Genomic DNA, 15693 nt, shown 5'->3' on the forward strand with positions numbered 1-15693 from the left:
ATGCAAAAGCTGAATGTCAAAGGTCGTTCGCAAGCGGTTGTCGAGCTTATTAAGCTCGGGGAGCTAAAGATTTAAAGCAGCAGGTGCACCTTTCTCAGCCCGCTGATCGATCGGCGCGGACCTTCTTTTCCGTTTCCTTGGGAACGGAGAGAAGGCTTTTTTGATAGTCGGACAGGAGTTGCCTGTTGCGGAAAGAAGGGCGATTCGAGGAGGTATGAGGATAGCCCAATAAGAAAAGGCGCGAAGCTCAGCTCCGCCCCTTTCCTTCATGCCTGAAAAATTAACGCGCGCGCGTACCGGAAGGGGCTGGGAAGATCCGCTCCACAAGCGCGTTGAATTCGTTCAGGAAGCCTTGAATCGGATGCCCGGCGCGGACATCTCTCATGTAGCCTTCCATGCGACCCGTGAAATCGGGATTCGCCGACACGTAGACGTTCTCCACGGAGGGCGATAACGCGCGGACCTGCTGCGCGATTTTGTCCTTCATCCCGTCCGTCATGGCCGCTTGTCCGCTGTTGGCCTTGTCTTTCTCCTTTACGGCCACATAAGCGTTGTGATCGGTCATCATCACGTAGGCGGAATCGATGCCGGGGATTGCCGCGATTTTGTTGGCCACGCGGTCGCTGGTCTCGATTCTGGAATTTCCGTGCATGCCGATTACGTTGTTGTTTATTTTTTGTTTGCCGTAAATGCGATTTTGCTCGTTGTCCTCGTCTCTGGCGAAGCGCCTTGTTGTCGAGCCGCTGCGCAGACCGTATTCGTCAGCCGCATAGCCGCGCATGGCGTTCTCGCGAACGGAATTGTTGCGAATGTTTTTGTTGCCCACATCCCCCGTCTTGCTCATGCATCCCGACAGAGCGATTGCGGATGATAATAACACGGCGGAAACGACGATGCTTTTGCGCACGAGTATTTGGCCTCCTTGAAAGTCGTATGCTTGACGATAATTCGCCTGTGCATAGGTTGCGCCTGCGGACGGCCAAATATTCGATCGACGGTCATTTCCCCGTGCCTATCAACGTCTGAGAAAATGTCACCTTAACTCGTCAAAGAAAATGTCATGTTCAAGTGGTGCCGAGGCGACTCATCAGAGCGCATCGACATAGCGATTATGTTGAGAATACAGAATGCCATGGGAATTGCCCTTGCTTGTGGGATGCTGGATACCTGCCCGTGCTGGTCGTTAGTTCCACTTTGCAGCACTACTCTTCTCCTCACCTGCTCCGTGCTGGCCGTTAGTTCGACTTTGCAGCACTACTTTTCTCCTCGCCTGCTCATTGCTGGCCGTTAGTTCCACTTTGCAGCACTACTTTTCTCCTCGCCTGCTCATTGCTGGCCGTTAGTTCCACTTTGCAGCACTACTCTTCTCCTCACCTGCTCATTGCTGGTCGTTAGTTCGACTTTGCAGCACTACTCTTCTCCTCGCCTGCTCATTGCTGGCCGTTAGTTCCACTTTGCAGCACTACTCTTCTCCTCACCTGCTCCGTGCTGGCCGTTAGTTCGACTTTGCAGCACTATTCCTCTCCTCGCCTGCTACGTGCAAACTCTGACTCTGAGGAATTAATGTTTTCCCAACACATACTCGCTCGGGCCGAGTGCGGCTGCTCCTTCCGCATTCGGCCTATGTCCACTCATGATCTTCTCCACCGCAACAGCCTTCTTCATTTCTAGGTCATTTCCCCGCGCCTTGACAAATCAGCAATTAATAAGTACGCTCTATGTATTGATACCTGGTACTAATACTTAATACCAATCACGATAACGGAACGGAGGAAAAATAAGATGCCCCATGCGATGCCTTTTCATTCCAATGCCCGGATTACGGCTCTTGGCAGCTATGTACCTGAAAAAACGATCACCAACTCCGATTTGGAGCAATGGGTGGATACGAACGACGAATGGATTGTACGACGCACAGGAATCGAGGTTCGACATCAGGTCACCGACGATCAAGCGACGAGCCATCTAGCCATAGCAGCCGTCAAAAATCTGCTGAGCCGTTTTCCTTCCGTCGATGCGTCGCGAATAGACGGAATTATCGTCGCCACTACGACACCCGACATGCCGTTTCCCTCCGTCGCCTCTCAGGTTCAGCAAGCGATCGGAGCGCAAAATTGCCTTGCGGTAGATATTAGCGCTGCATGCGCGGGGTTCGTCACCGGGCTACAGATGGCCAACGGTCTCCTCCTCAGCGGCGCCTATCGCCAGGTGCTCGTTATCGGCGCGGAAACGTTGACCCGGATTACCGACTATACTGATCGCTCGACATGCATCCTGTTCGGAGACGGAGCGGGAGCCGTGCTGCTGGAAGCCCGCTCCGCAGATGAAGGCTCGCTGCTTGCGTCTTGTGCCTCCACGGACGGAGCGGGCGGGATGCAGGTCTATTGTTATCCGGGCGCTAAAATCGTCCAAAACGGCAGAGAAGTATACAAATGGGCGCTGACTACCGTGCCCGACGGCGTGCAGGAGCTGTTGAGGCAAGCGGGCTTTACGATCGGAGATTTGGACTGGTTCGTCCCGCATAGCGCCAACCTTCGCATGATCGAAGCGATCTGCGAAAGACTTGGCCTTCCGCTAGACAAAGCTCTCCAAAGCGTAGTCCGCAACGGCAACACCTCTGCGGCCTCGATCCCGCTCGCCCTGGATGCCGCCTACCGGGAGGGACGGCTTGAGCCGGGCCAGCTCGTCGCGCTGTACGGCTTCGGCTCCGGCCTCACCCAGTCCGGACTGCTGCTGCGCTGGACGATCTAAAGCTGCAAGCGATGCGTTCGGGTTGATACGCTCAGCAATTCCGCTATGCCTTCTTCCAGCGTCTTGGCAGGCCTCCACCCCAACACCGCTTCGGCTTTACGGGGACAAAGCCTGCTAAGACGCGCATCTCCCGGTCGTCCGGACTCATAGATGCGCCCGGGAGAAACTCTCCCTAGCCGCTCGAATAAGCTCGCCAGCTCGTTAATCGACGTGGCTGCGGCTGTCCCGATATTGCAGATTTCTCCTTCGCCAGAATCGATTGCCGCAAGATTGGCCCTAACCACGTCATCCACATGAACGAAATCCCGTCCCTGCTCACCGTCCCCATGGATGATCAACGGCATGCCTCGTGCCTGCCGCTCCAAGAAGCATGCCACTACGCCTCCTTCTCCTTTTGCCGTTTGCCCCGGCCCGTAGACGTTCGCATATCTCAGAATCGTGAAGCGAATCCCCCACCATCGCGCGGCATGCTGAATGTATTGCTCCGCGGCCCATTTCGACAGCCCGTAAGGAGAGCTCGGCCTCTTGACGCTCGTTTCCCGCAGAAGACGGGATCCGCTCGTCCCCCCGTATACGCCGGAGGTGGAGGAGAACACCAGCTTGCTGGCAGACTCTCTGCACCCTTCCAGCACCCTCAGCGTCCCAAGCACATTGCTTCTTCCATCCTCTACAGGCTTCCGCATCGAGCTTCCCATCCCGACCTGCGCTGCGAGATGAAACACGACCTCAGGCCGAAAGGAAGCGATGAGCTCGGCCGTCTCCTCCGCTTCTGCCGGAAAGGCATACAATTTGGCCCCGTACGGTACCTTATCGACCTTCCCCGTACTAAGATCATCGATAACAAGGACCTCTTCGCCCCGGTCCAGCAACGCACCGACCAGACGGCTTCCAATGAATCCCGCTCCTCCCGTCACGACGACGCGCATAGATCGCTTCAGTCCTTTACCCTTTTTCACCACTATATGAAGCTGCTCCAAACCTCGCTTGGACAGACGATGCAAAATAGGCCGAAAGAGCAGGTTCAATCGTCGTGACGGCAATCACCCTGTCCACATACGATAGTACATCCCACATGGCTAATCGGTCAGGAGGCTTATATGGCAAACGAGTCTTATCCTCTAGTGAGCGTCATTATTCCTTTTTACAATTGTCCATATATCGATCAATCCGTCGCAAGCGTTCTGAACCAGACGTATCCGAACATCGAGACCATCGTCGTCGACGACGGCTCCACGTTTCACCAGAACAAGCTGGCCCCTTTCCGGTCCCGTATACATTACTTCGGTAAAGCGAACGGCGGAACCGGCAGCGCAATGAACTACGGTCTGCGGGCCGCCAGCGGCAAGTATCGGGTTTGGCTGAGCTCGGACGACTTGATGTATCCCCATAAGATTGCCCGTCAGGTCGCTTATATGGAAGAACGGCAGGCTTTGATCAGTTGTACCGATTTTCATCTCATCGACGCCGACAACCGCATTACGATGCGAGCCCTGGCGGTAAAATTCCCCAGTCTCCGCAAGCTGATCGAAGCCTTGTTCACGTTCTGCCCGATTAACGGCTCAACCGTAATGATGCATCGCTCCTTGACCGAGAAAATCGGTTATTTCAATGAGGCGCTCGCCTGTACGCAAGATTATGAATATTGGCTTCGCGTCCATCTTGCCCGTATCGATTTCTACTATATGAATGAAGTGTTGACGCTGTATCGGTGGCATGAGGGAATGGGCTCGGTACAGAAGAAGGCCGCCGTTGACTATGAATTCAATCTTGTCCGGGACCAGTACGCGCCGCAAATGCGCGCCTTGCTTAACCTCTTATAATCCCGTGACATCGGGGGGAGGCCAATGAAGGTTTTATTTGTTTTTATCGTACCGAGCGGAGGCGTAGATACCTTAAACCGATTAAGATACCGGGCGTTGCTCCATAAGGGCATCTACAGCCATTTTCTCTATTTTCAATCCGGAAGCGGATCATCGGACCATCCGCCGGAAATTCCCGTATTCTATGCCTCGGAGCCGTCTGCCATTCGGCATATTCTGGACTACTACTCCTTCGATTGCATTGTGCTGACTTCTTTTTTCATCCAGCTCGCCCTTTTTCGCGAGCTTGGGTATACTCGGCCGCTTGTCTATGAAATTCAAGGCTTCGGACCTCCGGAGCACGCGCGCCTTAATCTGACGGATGCCCGCCCTTATATCTCCGCTCACGCCAACGCTATTCTATATCCATCCACTCCCTACATCGGAGAGCTGCTGCAAGAAATCTATCCCGACAAACCGCAATTCTCTTTCGCCAATCCGTTCGATCCGAAGCTTTATGATAGAGGAAGATTCGCTTATCCTCCCCATCCCCCCTTAAGCTACGCGCCGTTGGCCTGGCTAGGACGGCTGGAGGACAACAAGAACTGGAAGGACTTTCTTCTAATCGGGAACGAGGTGATTCGACGGGGAATGAATGTCCGATTGTGGATGTTCAGCGATCCGAGCCTTGCCGCGCCCGGAGAGAAAGAGTTGCTGCACCAATGGACTATAGGGCTTGGCCTGAAGCCTTACCTTATTCATCACCATAACGTAGCAAACTCGCTTATGCCTTACTATTACCATCTTATCTCTTCTTCGGGCGGCGCGGTCTGCATGACCTCCAAAGCGGAAGGCGCCCCTTATGTCGCCCTGGAGGCGCTTAGCAGCGGATGTCCTGTCGTCACTTCGAATTCCGATGGAGTGGCTTCGGCCATTATCGACGGAAAAACGGGCCTATATTACATGCACGGGGACCTTAAGACCGCCAGCGATCAGATCGTGCGCTTGCTAACGAACCAAAAGCTTAGGAAATGTCTTGTGGCGGAAGGCAAAAAACATGTGCGGAAGGAGTTCTCTATGGCAAAATACGCCTCGCGTTTCTCCGACATGCTCTCGGCAATCGGTGTAAGCTCATGCTGACGAGCATCATCGTTCTCACCTTGAACAATAGGGACCAAACCTTGCGCTGCCTCCATAGCATTCGAACCTTCACCGACAGTCCGTATGAGCTCATTTTTGTCGATAACGGCTCCACGGATGGAACGGTTGAATGGTTGTCCGCGCAGCCCGACGTCAAATTGATCGCGAACGGAAGGAACCTGGGGTTCGCCGCCGCTTGCAACCAGGGCGCGACCGAGGCGAACGGAGACTTTATCTTGCTGCTCAACAACGATACGATCGTCTCTCACCGTTGGCTTTCCGTACTTCTTCAGTGCCTCCATGCCGATGCTCGAATCGGCATTGTCGGTCCGAAATCCAATTTCGTTCTTCCTCTACAGAAAATCGATGTCGATGTCGGCAATGAGGGAAGGTACCACCTGTTCGCGCAAAGCTATAATCGGCATAATCCGGCTCTGTGGCAGGATCTCTGTGCCTTAAGCGGCTTCTGCATGCTGCTTCGCAAAAGCACCTGGCAGGCGCTGAACGGGTTCAACGAGGCGTTCGCTATCGGCGGCTACGAGGATATCGACATCGGTTATCGGGCATTGAAGTCGGGATTGTTCCTTCGTCTGGCGGGGGATTGCTTCGTCTACCACGAAGGGAACCGCAGCTTCAGCGCCAACGAGATCGATATGTACGGGGTGGCTGCCGTGAATCGCCGCCTGTTCATACGCAAATGGGGGTTTAATCCCGAGAGGCTTATCCTGAATTTCGATCCCGCTTTCCTGCCCGACCGTTACGCTGCGCCGCACCCTCATCATGCCCCTCTGGCCCCCGAGGTGCCTAGCGGCTGGTACGGAATGGACATGAACGGCTGCGTCTACCGCGTGGAGCGAGGCCGGAAGCGCGCGATCCATTCCTATGATGCGTTCTGCCGCTTGAATCTCTCTTACGATAGGGTCGGACGCTGCGGTTCTGCCTTGCTTCATAGCTTGCCTGACGGCCTCCCTCTTGATGGCGTCAGCTTTCCGCATGGCTATCCCGACGTCTTCATCGCTCGCGATCCGGCTGGCGGCATGCACAGCATCAGCTTCGGCATTCGTTATCCGATTCGCGATGAACCGTCCATGGTCGCACTCGGATTGCGCCCCGAAGAAGCGATCCCCGCCAGCTTCGAGCAGCTTTGGAGTCTGCCCGAGGGCTGGCCGCTGCGAGGAAACGTGTGGGAGGAGTATGAGCTGTACGATTATCGGCTGTTCCGGGGTCCTAACGGAGGAATCTATTTCAGCGAAGGACAGCGATTGAGACCGCTTGTCTGGGAAGAGACGCTGACCCGTTACGGCTGGAGCAATAACAACGCCGTATTTCTTCCCGCTGAATTGTTCAATCGTACGCCGATCGGCTTCCCGATCCACTAAATGACAACGCAAAATGGCGGACAGGAGAATTCCTGGACCGCCATTTTGCGTTGTTGATATACTATACGAGTCCTTCAATCCCGAGACCCGGGGAATCGGAAAGGAAGAGGGTTGCTCCCTCATACCGAATTCCGCCCCGGATGGGATCAGATGACATTAATAAAGGCGAATCCAGATCAAATCTCGTTACATTTTTCATAGCACCGGCGAAATGAGCCGCTGCGGTAATGCCGACGCGGGTCTCAATCATACTACCTATCATGCACTCCACCCCACAGGCTTCCGCCATTCGATTAAGGGTCAGCGCATGATGAATGCCGCCTGCTTTCATGAGCTTAATATTAATGAGGTCGGCCGCACGACAACTGAGCAGCTTCATCGCGTCCTGAGGGCTGAACACGCTCTCGTCGGCCATGATCGGCGTATCTACCGCGCGAGTCACCTGCTCCAGACCCGTTACATCGAATGCCGGTACCGGTTGCTCTACCAGCTCAATGTTCAATCCGGCATCTTCCATCGCCCGGATCGCCCGAATGGACTCTTTTACGCTCCAGCCCTGATTGGCATCTAGCCTTAACTTGATCTCGTTGCCAATCCGCTTGCGAATTTCCTTCACTCGCGCAATGTCGAGCTCAACATCCCCTACGCCGACCTTGAGCTTGAGAACGTCAAAACCCTCGCGAACATATGCGGCTGCATCTTCGCCCATCTCCTCGGGCGAGTTGACGCTAACCGTACAGTCCGTCTTGAACACGCTGCGGTAACCGCCAAGATACTTGTAGAGAGGCAATCCCGCTTGTTGAGCAGATAGATCGTATATGGCCATATCCAGCGCGGCCTTCGCACTGCTATTGCGTACCGTTCCCTTGTGAAGAAGCTCGAATACTCGTTCCGTATTTTGAGTCTCCAGTCCGATTAACCTAGGCTTAATCGAATGAATAAACGCCTCAATGCCTTCAAGCTGTTCTCCGGTAATCGCCAATGTCGGAGGCGCTTCGCCGTAGCCTATTCTGCCGTCTTCGTCCGTAATGCTTATTATTAGCGACGTAGCGCTCTCCAACGTACGCAGTGCTGTCTTGAAAGGTTTCCGAAGCGGGACGACGATTCGCTGCATAGCGATATCCCGAATGATCATTTGGTGCTCTCTCCTTGTTCCAGCAAGTTTTAAGAATTACGATTAAAAATTTCAATAATAATTTAAATTAATGAAATTAAAAATCATGATATGCCGCGCAAAACAGCCATAGGACGGCAAGCAGACTCTCGATTCTATCCGGCGAATCCAAAGCTGCCTCTCTCCGTTGGCTGGCATGCTTGCTACAAGCGATTTTAACTTAATTAACGACTATTCTTTCCCATGTACGGCTCTACGGCTTTTCTCTAAGTAGGTAATAGACGCATCATAATTCCGACTGACAACGCCGAGGTACAAAATATCGATCACATTAAGCTGGGTAATTCTCGAAGAGGTCGCTCCGCTACGGATCTCATTCTCCGTCGAACTGGTCATAAGCGGGATATGCGAATATTCGCATAGCGAATTGTTCCCCAGCTTCGTTATGCTAATGGTCGTCGCCCCCCGAGCCTGAGCTAGCTTAAGACAGGAGACCACATGCTCCGTTTCGCCCGAATAGGAGATTCCGATAACCGTGTCGTCCTCCTTCAATGTCGTCGCGGAGGAGAGTTGGATATGCGGATCGCCAAAAGAAAAGCATGTTTTATTTATCCGAAGAAACTTGTATTGCGCATCCGTTGCGATTAAGTTTGAAGCACCCATCCCATAGAAAAATACCCGGTTGGCTCGCAGAATCGCCTCGACCGCCTTTTCGATCAATTCCGGATCAAGAATCTTCATCGTATCCTCGATCGACTGAATGTGATTCGCCGATACGCTGTTGATGATACTCTGCATCGAATCGTAAGGCTGAATTTCATTGTATTCTAATTTGTTCTGCCCGATCAGATCGCCCGCGACCTTCAGCTTAAGCTCCTGAAAGCCCGATACGCCGAGAGATTTGCATAAGCGAATGATGGCCGCCGAGCTCCCTCCGCTCCATTCCGACAATTGGGCTACCGAAGCCTGTACAATCTGTTCCGGATGATCCACGATATATTGGGCAATTTTTCTCTCCGAAGGAGTCAGAACGTTAAGAATTGCCCGAAGCCGTATTAGCCCGCCCTCCATTTTCTTCCTCCCTCGCAAGCATTTTCGTTACCCAATTATAACAGTAATTGATGGCTTACCCCAACAATCAAATTGGACATGTCAGCCCATTCGGCGCATTACCCAAGCTTGTATCCTCATAAGCATACAAGAACCCCATTTTAATGAAGGGTTCTTGTTCGTAGCCGATCTTGCTTATTCTCTTAATATCCTAAATGGAAATCAAAGCCATTTTCGCAGCCCCGTAAGCGGCGTTGTTCAACGGCTTCAGCACTTCGGCTTGGGGATGAGCCTTGGCGATCCCTCGGACAAAACGATGGAATACATAGTCAATGTGTGAAAATACGCTTCCGCTGCATACGAGAGACACGGGCTTATTCTCAAAGCGCAGCTTGCGGATTACCGAATCCGCCATTAAACAGAGCTCATCGGCCGCATGCTCAAGAATCTCTCCCGCTTTGCGATCCCCCGCCAGATGGGCTGCATTCACCACTTTGGCCAGCGCGGCGATCGGCGGTTTCTCCGCCTTCTGATACACGAAGGGAAGCATCTGCTCGATTTGTTCCATGCCCACCTCTTGCAGAATAAGATTCATTAATTGTGAATGCGGCTCTCGGCCATCGTAGCTGCGAAATGCGGCTGCAATGGCGCGGACGCCAATGTCGTACCCGCTTCCTTCGTCGCTGATTCGATGTCCCCAGCCCCCGGAACGGGCACGATTGCCTATCTGATCTCGCCCAAAGGCAAGTGAGCCCGTGCCCGATATGACGACAACACCCTCAAGCTTTCCGCAGCCTCCCACGAGAGCCGTCTCCGCATCATTTGTCAAAATAACAGAACCGACAACGCCTATTCTTGCGAGAATTCCCTGGAACAGTTCCTGCTCGCTTGGGCGATCCAAACCTGCGTTGCCCAGACAAATCGCCTTGCAATCCGAGATACGGCTCCCGGAAAGAGTCATAGCTTCCGATAGGAGCTCAGTCAGCACACGTTCAACCTCCGCCGCTCCCGTCGAATAGAGATTCAACGGCCCGCCCTTGAATTCCAACAGGCGATTGCCCGACAAATCAGACATATGCAACAAGCTTTTGGTGCCTCCGCCGTCTACACCGATAACATAATCCATGCGGGGCCTACTTGCCCAGAGCCGAACGGGCCGACTCGATCGCTCTTGTTACGAAGCCCTCCGTCTCGTCAAGCGCATGGCGCGCCGCTTCGAGGCTAACGCTCGCATTAATCATCACAACCGCGGTTTTCACATGGTTATCCGCTTCAGTTAATGCTTGCTCAGCTTCCTCGTAGCTCGCTCCCGTTGCCGTCTTCACAATGCGGATCGCCCTTTCCTTAAGCTTCATATTGCTGACATGCAGATCCATCATTAAGTTCTGATACACTTTGCCTAATTTGATCATGGAAATCGTTGATATCATGTTCAGGATCATTTTTTGCGCTGATGCAGCCTTAAGTCTAGTTGAGCCGGTCAGAATCTCAGGTCCGACTTCTACTTCAATGGCATGATCGGCAAATTCGCTAACGATTGAATCCAGGTTGCAAGAGATCGATATCGCCTCTGCCCCGATCTGTCTGGCATATTGCAGCGCCCCCTTGACATAAGGCGTTCGTCCGCTAGCCGTTAACCCGACGACCACATCAGAAGGAGCAAGGCCCTTGCTCTTCAGATCGAGGACCGCCTGCGCCTCATCATCCTCCGCTCCTTCGGCCGCTTTGATAAATGCGTCGTCTCCGCCGGCCATCACCGCGATTACCGTCTCATAGTCGACCCCGAAGGTTGGCGGGCATTCAGAGGCATCGAGTACGCCGATTCTTCCGCTTGTCCCGGCCCCCGTATAGATGAGCCTGCCTCCCTGCTTCATCCTGGCGACAATAGCCGCGATCGCCTGTCCGATGACCGGAAGAACCTTGCTTACCGAAGACGCTACGGTCTGGTCTTCCTCATTCATAATGAAAACTATTTCTTCTATACTTAATTCGCTTAGATCAAGCGAACGTAAGTTACGCTGTTCCGTCACAAGATGCTGCAATGTATCCACTAAGATTTCCTCCCACTTGCTTTTACTTGACGGCACCTGCCGTCATGCCATCCATAAATTGCTTGGAGGCGAAGATAAACAATAAGATCATTGGAAGCGATGCAAGAGTAAGCCCGGCAAATAACGTACTCCAATCGGATGCGTATTCTCCGAACAACGACATCAGCCCAATTGGAATCGTCTTCATCACCGTGTCCTGAATAAAAATAAGCGGAAAGAAGAAGTCGTTCCAAGCCGTTACGAAGTTAATAATCATTACCGTTCCAAGCGCAGGGCGCATTAGCGGTATAATAATCATCCGCAGGATCTGCACATCCGAGCAGCCGTCGATTCTCCCGGCCTCCTCCAGCTCCTTGGGCAATGTCCGGAAAAATGCCGACAATATCATAATTCCGAGCGGAATTCCGATAGCCGTATAAATCATAATAAGAGACCATGGCGTATTCGACAGGCCCAGATCCTTCATCAGCAGAAACAAAGGTACGATTCCCAATTTGATTGGAATCATCAAGCCGATCAAGAAAAGAAATAGCAACGCCCCGTTCCACTTATAGCGCGTTCTGGCAATATAATAGGAAGCAAGCGTACAGCAGACGAGAATCAAGATCATGCTGACCGTCGAGGTCAGAACGCTGTTCAAGAAATAGGTGCCGAAGGGCATTTCCCCCAAGAGTTTCTTGTAAGCGGAAAAGGATACCTTACTAGGAAGAGAGAGCGGGTGCGTAAAAATCTCTATGGTTGACTTCAATGAAGATATGACCATCAGAAATACGGGATACAGGCTTACAACGGCAAACAGATAAGCGATGGTATGCTGAGTTACTCGGGCTGCAACACTCGTTCTCATAATTGGTTCACCTTCCTCGTTAGAGCCATGAAGCCAGCCGATATGACTGCGATAATGGTGAACATGACGACTGCAAGCGCAGAGCCGAGTCCGATTGCGGCAGAGCTGTCCGCGGAGCCCCCGAAAGCCGTACGATAAAAGAATACCGCCATCGTATCCGTCGAATAATAAGGTTCGCCCGACGATCCCTGCATCGCGTACACAAGTTCAAAGGCTTCGAACGATTGTATAAAAGTTAGCACCGTAATCATAAGAATCGGTTGCATGATTAACGGCAATACCATAGACGTAATCATCCTAAATCCCTTTAGTCCATCCAAGCGGGATGCTTCGATGATTTCTCCGGGGATCGATTGCATACCCGCTAGCAAGATCAGCAAGGATAGCCCGATTCCAAACCAGCAATTAACCAATATAATGGAGATCAGAGCCGTTTTCGGATCGCCAAGCCAAGTCATGGCCCACGATTCCAGCCCTAATTTCTCAAGAAGGACGTTTAACGTCCCATATGTCGGATTCAAGATCAGCTTCCATAGAAACCCTACAACAATGACTGAGAGCAGTCTCGGCAGAAAGTAAGCGACTTTCAAAAATCCCGAGCCCTTAATCCGCTGATAGATGAGATAGGCAAGCAAAAAAGCAATCCCGTTCTGTACAATCATCTGGACAACAAAGTAAATCACGTTGTGTTCAAGCGCATTCAGAAACATCGTATTAAACGGTTCAACGGTCAACAGTCGCTTGAAGTTCGAAAACCCGACCCAATCCAAACGCTTGATTCCTTGCCAGTCGTACAAGCTGTAGGAAAACGCCGCTCCGATCGGGTAGATAATAAAAAACAAATAAATAAAAAGCGCTGGAATCGGAAACAGGTGAATGGACCATCTTGTTTGTTTGAAACCCTTGGACTTGTCGGCCATAGACGGTTGGCACCTTTCTGCATAGATTGCTTCAAACTCGAATACCCGAAAGCGGTGCGCCATATCCAGCGAATGCTGGTCTACTCACACGGGCGCCTCCGCTTTCGGGTTTTCTAGCGAAGAAATGAATCGCTTTGCTTATTTACCAAACCAGGTGTCTGTAGCCTTTTGCATGCTTTCGGCAACTTGCTCTGCTGTTTGCTTTTCGAAGAAGAGCGCCTGCATCTCGTTTTCCATCGTCACTTTAGTCGTTGGCGTGCCTTTAGCGAAATTCGTTACCAGCAAATAAGGGGTCGATATCGTATTGGCATAGTTTGCGAACTTGGCAATAATCGGATCAGCAACTTCAACGCCAGCAATCGGGCTAACCCGTTTCATTTCATTGGAGAACAGATTGCCGAAGGCCTTGGATGCGGCGAATTCCAAGAACTTCTTCGCTTCCTCTTTATGTGCCGAATTGCTGTTTACTGCATACGAGCCGTCAACATAAGTCGAAACAGTCAATTTTCCGGCTTCTGTCTGCGACGGTACAGGGAACACGTCGAAGCTCAGTTCAGGATTCATGGACTGGATGACACCTACATCGAAGTCTCCCATCACGTACATTCCGGCCTGTCCGGTAACGAACAACGTTCTCATATCTTCATAGCTGACGCCTGTGAATTTATCGGCATAGTACGGGGATAAATCTTTCATCATTTGCAGAGAGCTGACGTACGCGGTATCCGTGAACTTCTTCTCTCCGCTAACCAATTGACTTGCGAATGCGCTGCCGCCGTATGCGGAAGGCCCCATGGCGCCTTGAGTGATCGAGATAATCCAGCCATCCTTCGCCCCGAATGCGAATGGAGTTACCTTGTTGCTTTTGAGAGTCTCGGCAATGTTAATCAGTTCATCCCAGGTTTTAGGCTCGGACAAATTATAGGTCGCGAAAATATCCTTGTTATACATAATCGCAACCGTATTGAGCGCCATCGGTACTCCGTAAATATTGCCCTCTTTCCCCGTGACAGCCGCCAAGACGTCCTCAGGGAACGCATCAAGACCGTTCAAGCCGTTAATCGGTTCGACGTAACCCGAATCTCCGAGCGTGACGCCGCCCGCATAAGGACGAAGATGGATAATATCCGGGCCGCCGCCTGTCTGAAGCGCAGTGCTCAGAACCGTGTTGTATTCCGTGCTTTTTGTCGGCTCGAAGGAAATTTCAATGTTCGGATATTGCTTATTGAACTCTTGAATGATCTTCTTATAGACGTCCTTGTCGTCCGTTCTCCAGCTTCCCATCGTTAGCTTGACCTTCTCGCCGGAGCCGTTGCTTGCGGTTTCCGAAGCCGGAGCCGAAGAAGCCGCCGACGGGCTTGCCGAATTTTCTTTATTGTTTCCGGAGCTTCCGCAACCCGCAAGTACAACGGACATGACGATCAAAAGAATAACTGTCTGATTGAATAAACGTTTCATACTAAAAATAGCCTCCCTTATTCATTTGATCTTTGTTCGGAAATGGCGGAAAGCACTGCGTCGTGAAGCTGAGGTCTGAGCTGTCTTATCGCATTGTCTCTACCTAGATGAACCGCGTTCGTCATAAACACGACCGTAAGTTCGCGAACAGGGTCGATCCACAGGCTGCATCCCGTGAAGCCCGTATGACCGAAGCTCCCGATGGACCAGTTCTTGCCGCAAGAAAGAATTTCTTCCTGGCCCTGCCACACCTGCCACCCCCATCCTCGTTGCTCGATTGGCGCTTCAAAGCACTTCTTCACCCATTCGGGCGACAGCAGCGGGTATCGCTCCGGATACAGCCACCCCAGAGCATAGCGCGACAAGTCTGCCGCCGACGTAAACAACCCCGCACTTCCTGAAGCCCCACCAAGTCTATGAGCCTTCTCATCATGCACTACTCCGTGCAAGTAGCCCGTTTCGCACCACTCGGTCGGCGCGATTCGATCCTTCCAGCTCTCCGGCGGGTTAAAGGAAGAGTTATGCATTCCCATCGGCGTGAAAATATGTTCCCTAGCGTAATCCTGCAAGGGCTGATCCGCAACAAGAGATACGATCAATCCCAGCAATATCATTCCTGGATCGCTATAGAGAACTCTTCTTCCCGGCTCGAACTCCAACGGTTGCTCGACGATCTCTCGAAGTAAGTCCCCCGTTGCATATCGATTTCGATAACCCGGGACGTCGGCTGGCAATCCGGATGTATGCTGCAGGCAATGGCGAATCGTTACACGATCATGTCTGAACTTTGGCACATATTTCTGGATCGGATCGGATAAGAGAAGCTTGCCCGATTGTGCGAGTTGGACGATCGACGGTAAGGTAACGACGACTTTCGTCAGGGAAGCAGCATCGAATACGGTCGACATTGTCATCGGCTGTGAAGCTTCGTCGGAAAATAAATGCCCCCCGGAAAATCGGATATGCCTCCTGTCACCCATTCGAACATCGACAACGGCCCCCGGAATTTGCTTGTTCTTAATCCAGACGCTGATCAATCTCTCAAACATGTCCATTACAGTTCACATCATTCCTTGTTTTCTCTAGAAATCGTGAAAATGCTCGTGTTATTTCGATGGATAGACCGTAAGTTGCTAACCGGTTAAGCAACTTACAGCCTCATTGTAAACTATAATTTCAAGTTC

The 15693-nt window shown here is 52.0% G+C and carries 14 protein-coding genes and 1 pseudogene; 5 read left to right on the forward strand and 10 right to left on the reverse strand.

All coding sequences use genetic code 11. The annotated features are described in order from the left end of the window. Positions 1-75: pseudogene (locus ACFO1S_RS14060) on the forward strand (helix-turn-helix domain-containing protein); the annotation flags it as partial. 205 nt (positions 76-280) lie between these two features. Here ACFO1S_RS14060 and ACFO1S_RS14065 read toward each other — a convergent pair. Beyond that, on the reverse strand, positions 281-907 hold the full coding sequence (locus tag ACFO1S_RS14065; protein ID WP_204604759.1) for a YhcN/YlaJ family sporulation lipoprotein: 627 nt from the start codon (positions 905-907) through the stop codon (positions 281-283). Between the two features lie 875 nt (positions 908-1782). Here ACFO1S_RS14065 and ACFO1S_RS14070 point away from each other — a divergent pair. Beyond that, positions 1783-2751, forward strand: coding sequence for a ketoacyl-ACP synthase III (locus tag ACFO1S_RS14070; protein WP_378126982.1), 969 nt, complete (start codon positions 1783-1785; stop codon positions 2749-2751). Here the strand turns inward: ACFO1S_RS14070 and ACFO1S_RS14075 are convergent. Then, on the reverse strand, positions 2748-3707 hold the full coding sequence (locus tag ACFO1S_RS14075; RefSeq protein WP_378126984.1) for an NAD-dependent epimerase/dehydratase family protein: 960 nt from the start codon (positions 3705-3707) through the stop codon (positions 2748-2750). The genes ACFO1S_RS14070 and ACFO1S_RS14075 overlap by 4 nt on opposite strands. A gap of 141 nt (positions 3708-3848) precedes the next feature. On the opposite strand from ACFO1S_RS14075, the gene ACFO1S_RS14080 reads away from it, so the two are divergent. The 3 genes from ACFO1S_RS14080 to ACFO1S_RS14090 are packed head-to-tail and all read left to right on the forward strand — an operon-like array spanning position 3849 to position 7069. Then, positions 3849-4571, forward strand: a complete 723-nt coding sequence (locus ACFO1S_RS14080) for a glycosyltransferase (RefSeq protein ID WP_204604760.1) — start codon at positions 3849-3851, stop codon at positions 4569-4571. 24 nt (positions 4572-4595) lie between these two features. Next, the gene (locus ACFO1S_RS14085) at positions 4596-5690 is read left to right on the forward strand and encodes a glycosyltransferase family 4 protein (RefSeq protein ID WP_204604761.1); all 1095 of its coding nucleotides are present in this window, start codon (positions 4596-4598) and stop codon (positions 5688-5690) included. After that, positions 5684-7069, forward strand: coding sequence for a glycosyltransferase family 2 protein (locus ACFO1S_RS14090; RefSeq protein WP_204604762.1), 1386 nt, complete (start codon positions 5684-5686; stop codon positions 7067-7069). The genes ACFO1S_RS14085 and ACFO1S_RS14090 overlap by 7 nt, the downstream gene beginning before the upstream one ends. A gap of 61 nt (positions 7070-7130) precedes the next feature. Here the strand turns inward: ACFO1S_RS14090 and ACFO1S_RS14095 are convergent, their stop codons facing one another. From ACFO1S_RS14095 to ACFO1S_RS14130, 8 genes are all read right to left on the reverse strand, one after another. Next, positions 7131-8204, reverse strand: a complete 1074-nt coding sequence (locus tag ACFO1S_RS14095) for a mandelate racemase/muconate lactonizing enzyme family protein (protein WP_204604763.1) — start codon at positions 8202-8204, stop codon at positions 7131-7133. A 210-nt stretch (positions 8205-8414) separates the two neighbouring features. Further along, a complete protein-coding gene (locus ACFO1S_RS14100) occupies positions 8415-9254 on the reverse strand; it encodes a MurR/RpiR family transcriptional regulator (protein ID WP_204604764.1) in 840 nt (279 codons plus the stop codon). Positions 9255-9444: 190 nt separating this feature from the next. Continuing rightward, complete coding sequence (locus ACFO1S_RS14105) at positions 9445-10359, reverse strand: BadF/BadG/BcrA/BcrD ATPase family protein (protein WP_378126988.1); 915 nt, start codon at positions 10357-10359, stop codon at positions 9445-9447. Positions 10360-10366: 7 nt separating this feature from the next. Next, positions 10367-11284, reverse strand: coding sequence for an N-acetylmuramic acid 6-phosphate etherase (murQ, locus tag ACFO1S_RS14110; RefSeq protein WP_378126990.1), 918 nt, complete (start codon positions 11282-11284; stop codon positions 10367-10369). Positions 11285-11306: 22 nt separating this feature from the next. Then, entirely contained in the window at positions 11307-12131 is an 825-nt protein-coding gene (locus ACFO1S_RS14115; protein WP_204604766.1) for a carbohydrate ABC transporter permease, read from the reverse strand. Next, positions 12128-13051 carry a carbohydrate ABC transporter permease gene (locus ACFO1S_RS14120; protein WP_204604767.1) on the reverse strand — a complete coding sequence of 308 codons (924 nt, stop codon included), beginning with the start codon at positions 13049-13051 and terminating at the stop codon, positions 12128-12130. The genes ACFO1S_RS14115 and ACFO1S_RS14120 overlap by 4 nt, the downstream gene beginning before the upstream one ends. A 138-nt stretch (positions 13052-13189) precedes the next feature. Next, complete coding sequence (locus ACFO1S_RS14125) at positions 13190-14509, reverse strand: ABC transporter substrate-binding protein (protein ID WP_204604768.1); 1320 nt, start codon at positions 14507-14509, stop codon at positions 13190-13192. 17 nt (positions 14510-14526) lie between these two features. Further along, complete coding sequence (locus tag ACFO1S_RS14130; protein WP_204604769.1) at positions 14527-15564, reverse strand: serine hydrolase domain-containing protein; 1038 nt, start codon at positions 15562-15564, stop codon at positions 14527-14529. Between the last annotated feature and the right edge of the window lie 129 nt (positions 15565-15693).

The organism is Cohnella boryungensis, from assembly GCF_042651945.1.
In the GTDB taxonomy this organism is placed as follows: domain Bacteria; phylum Bacillota; class Bacilli; order Paenibacillales; family Paenibacillaceae; genus Cohnella; species Cohnella boryungensis.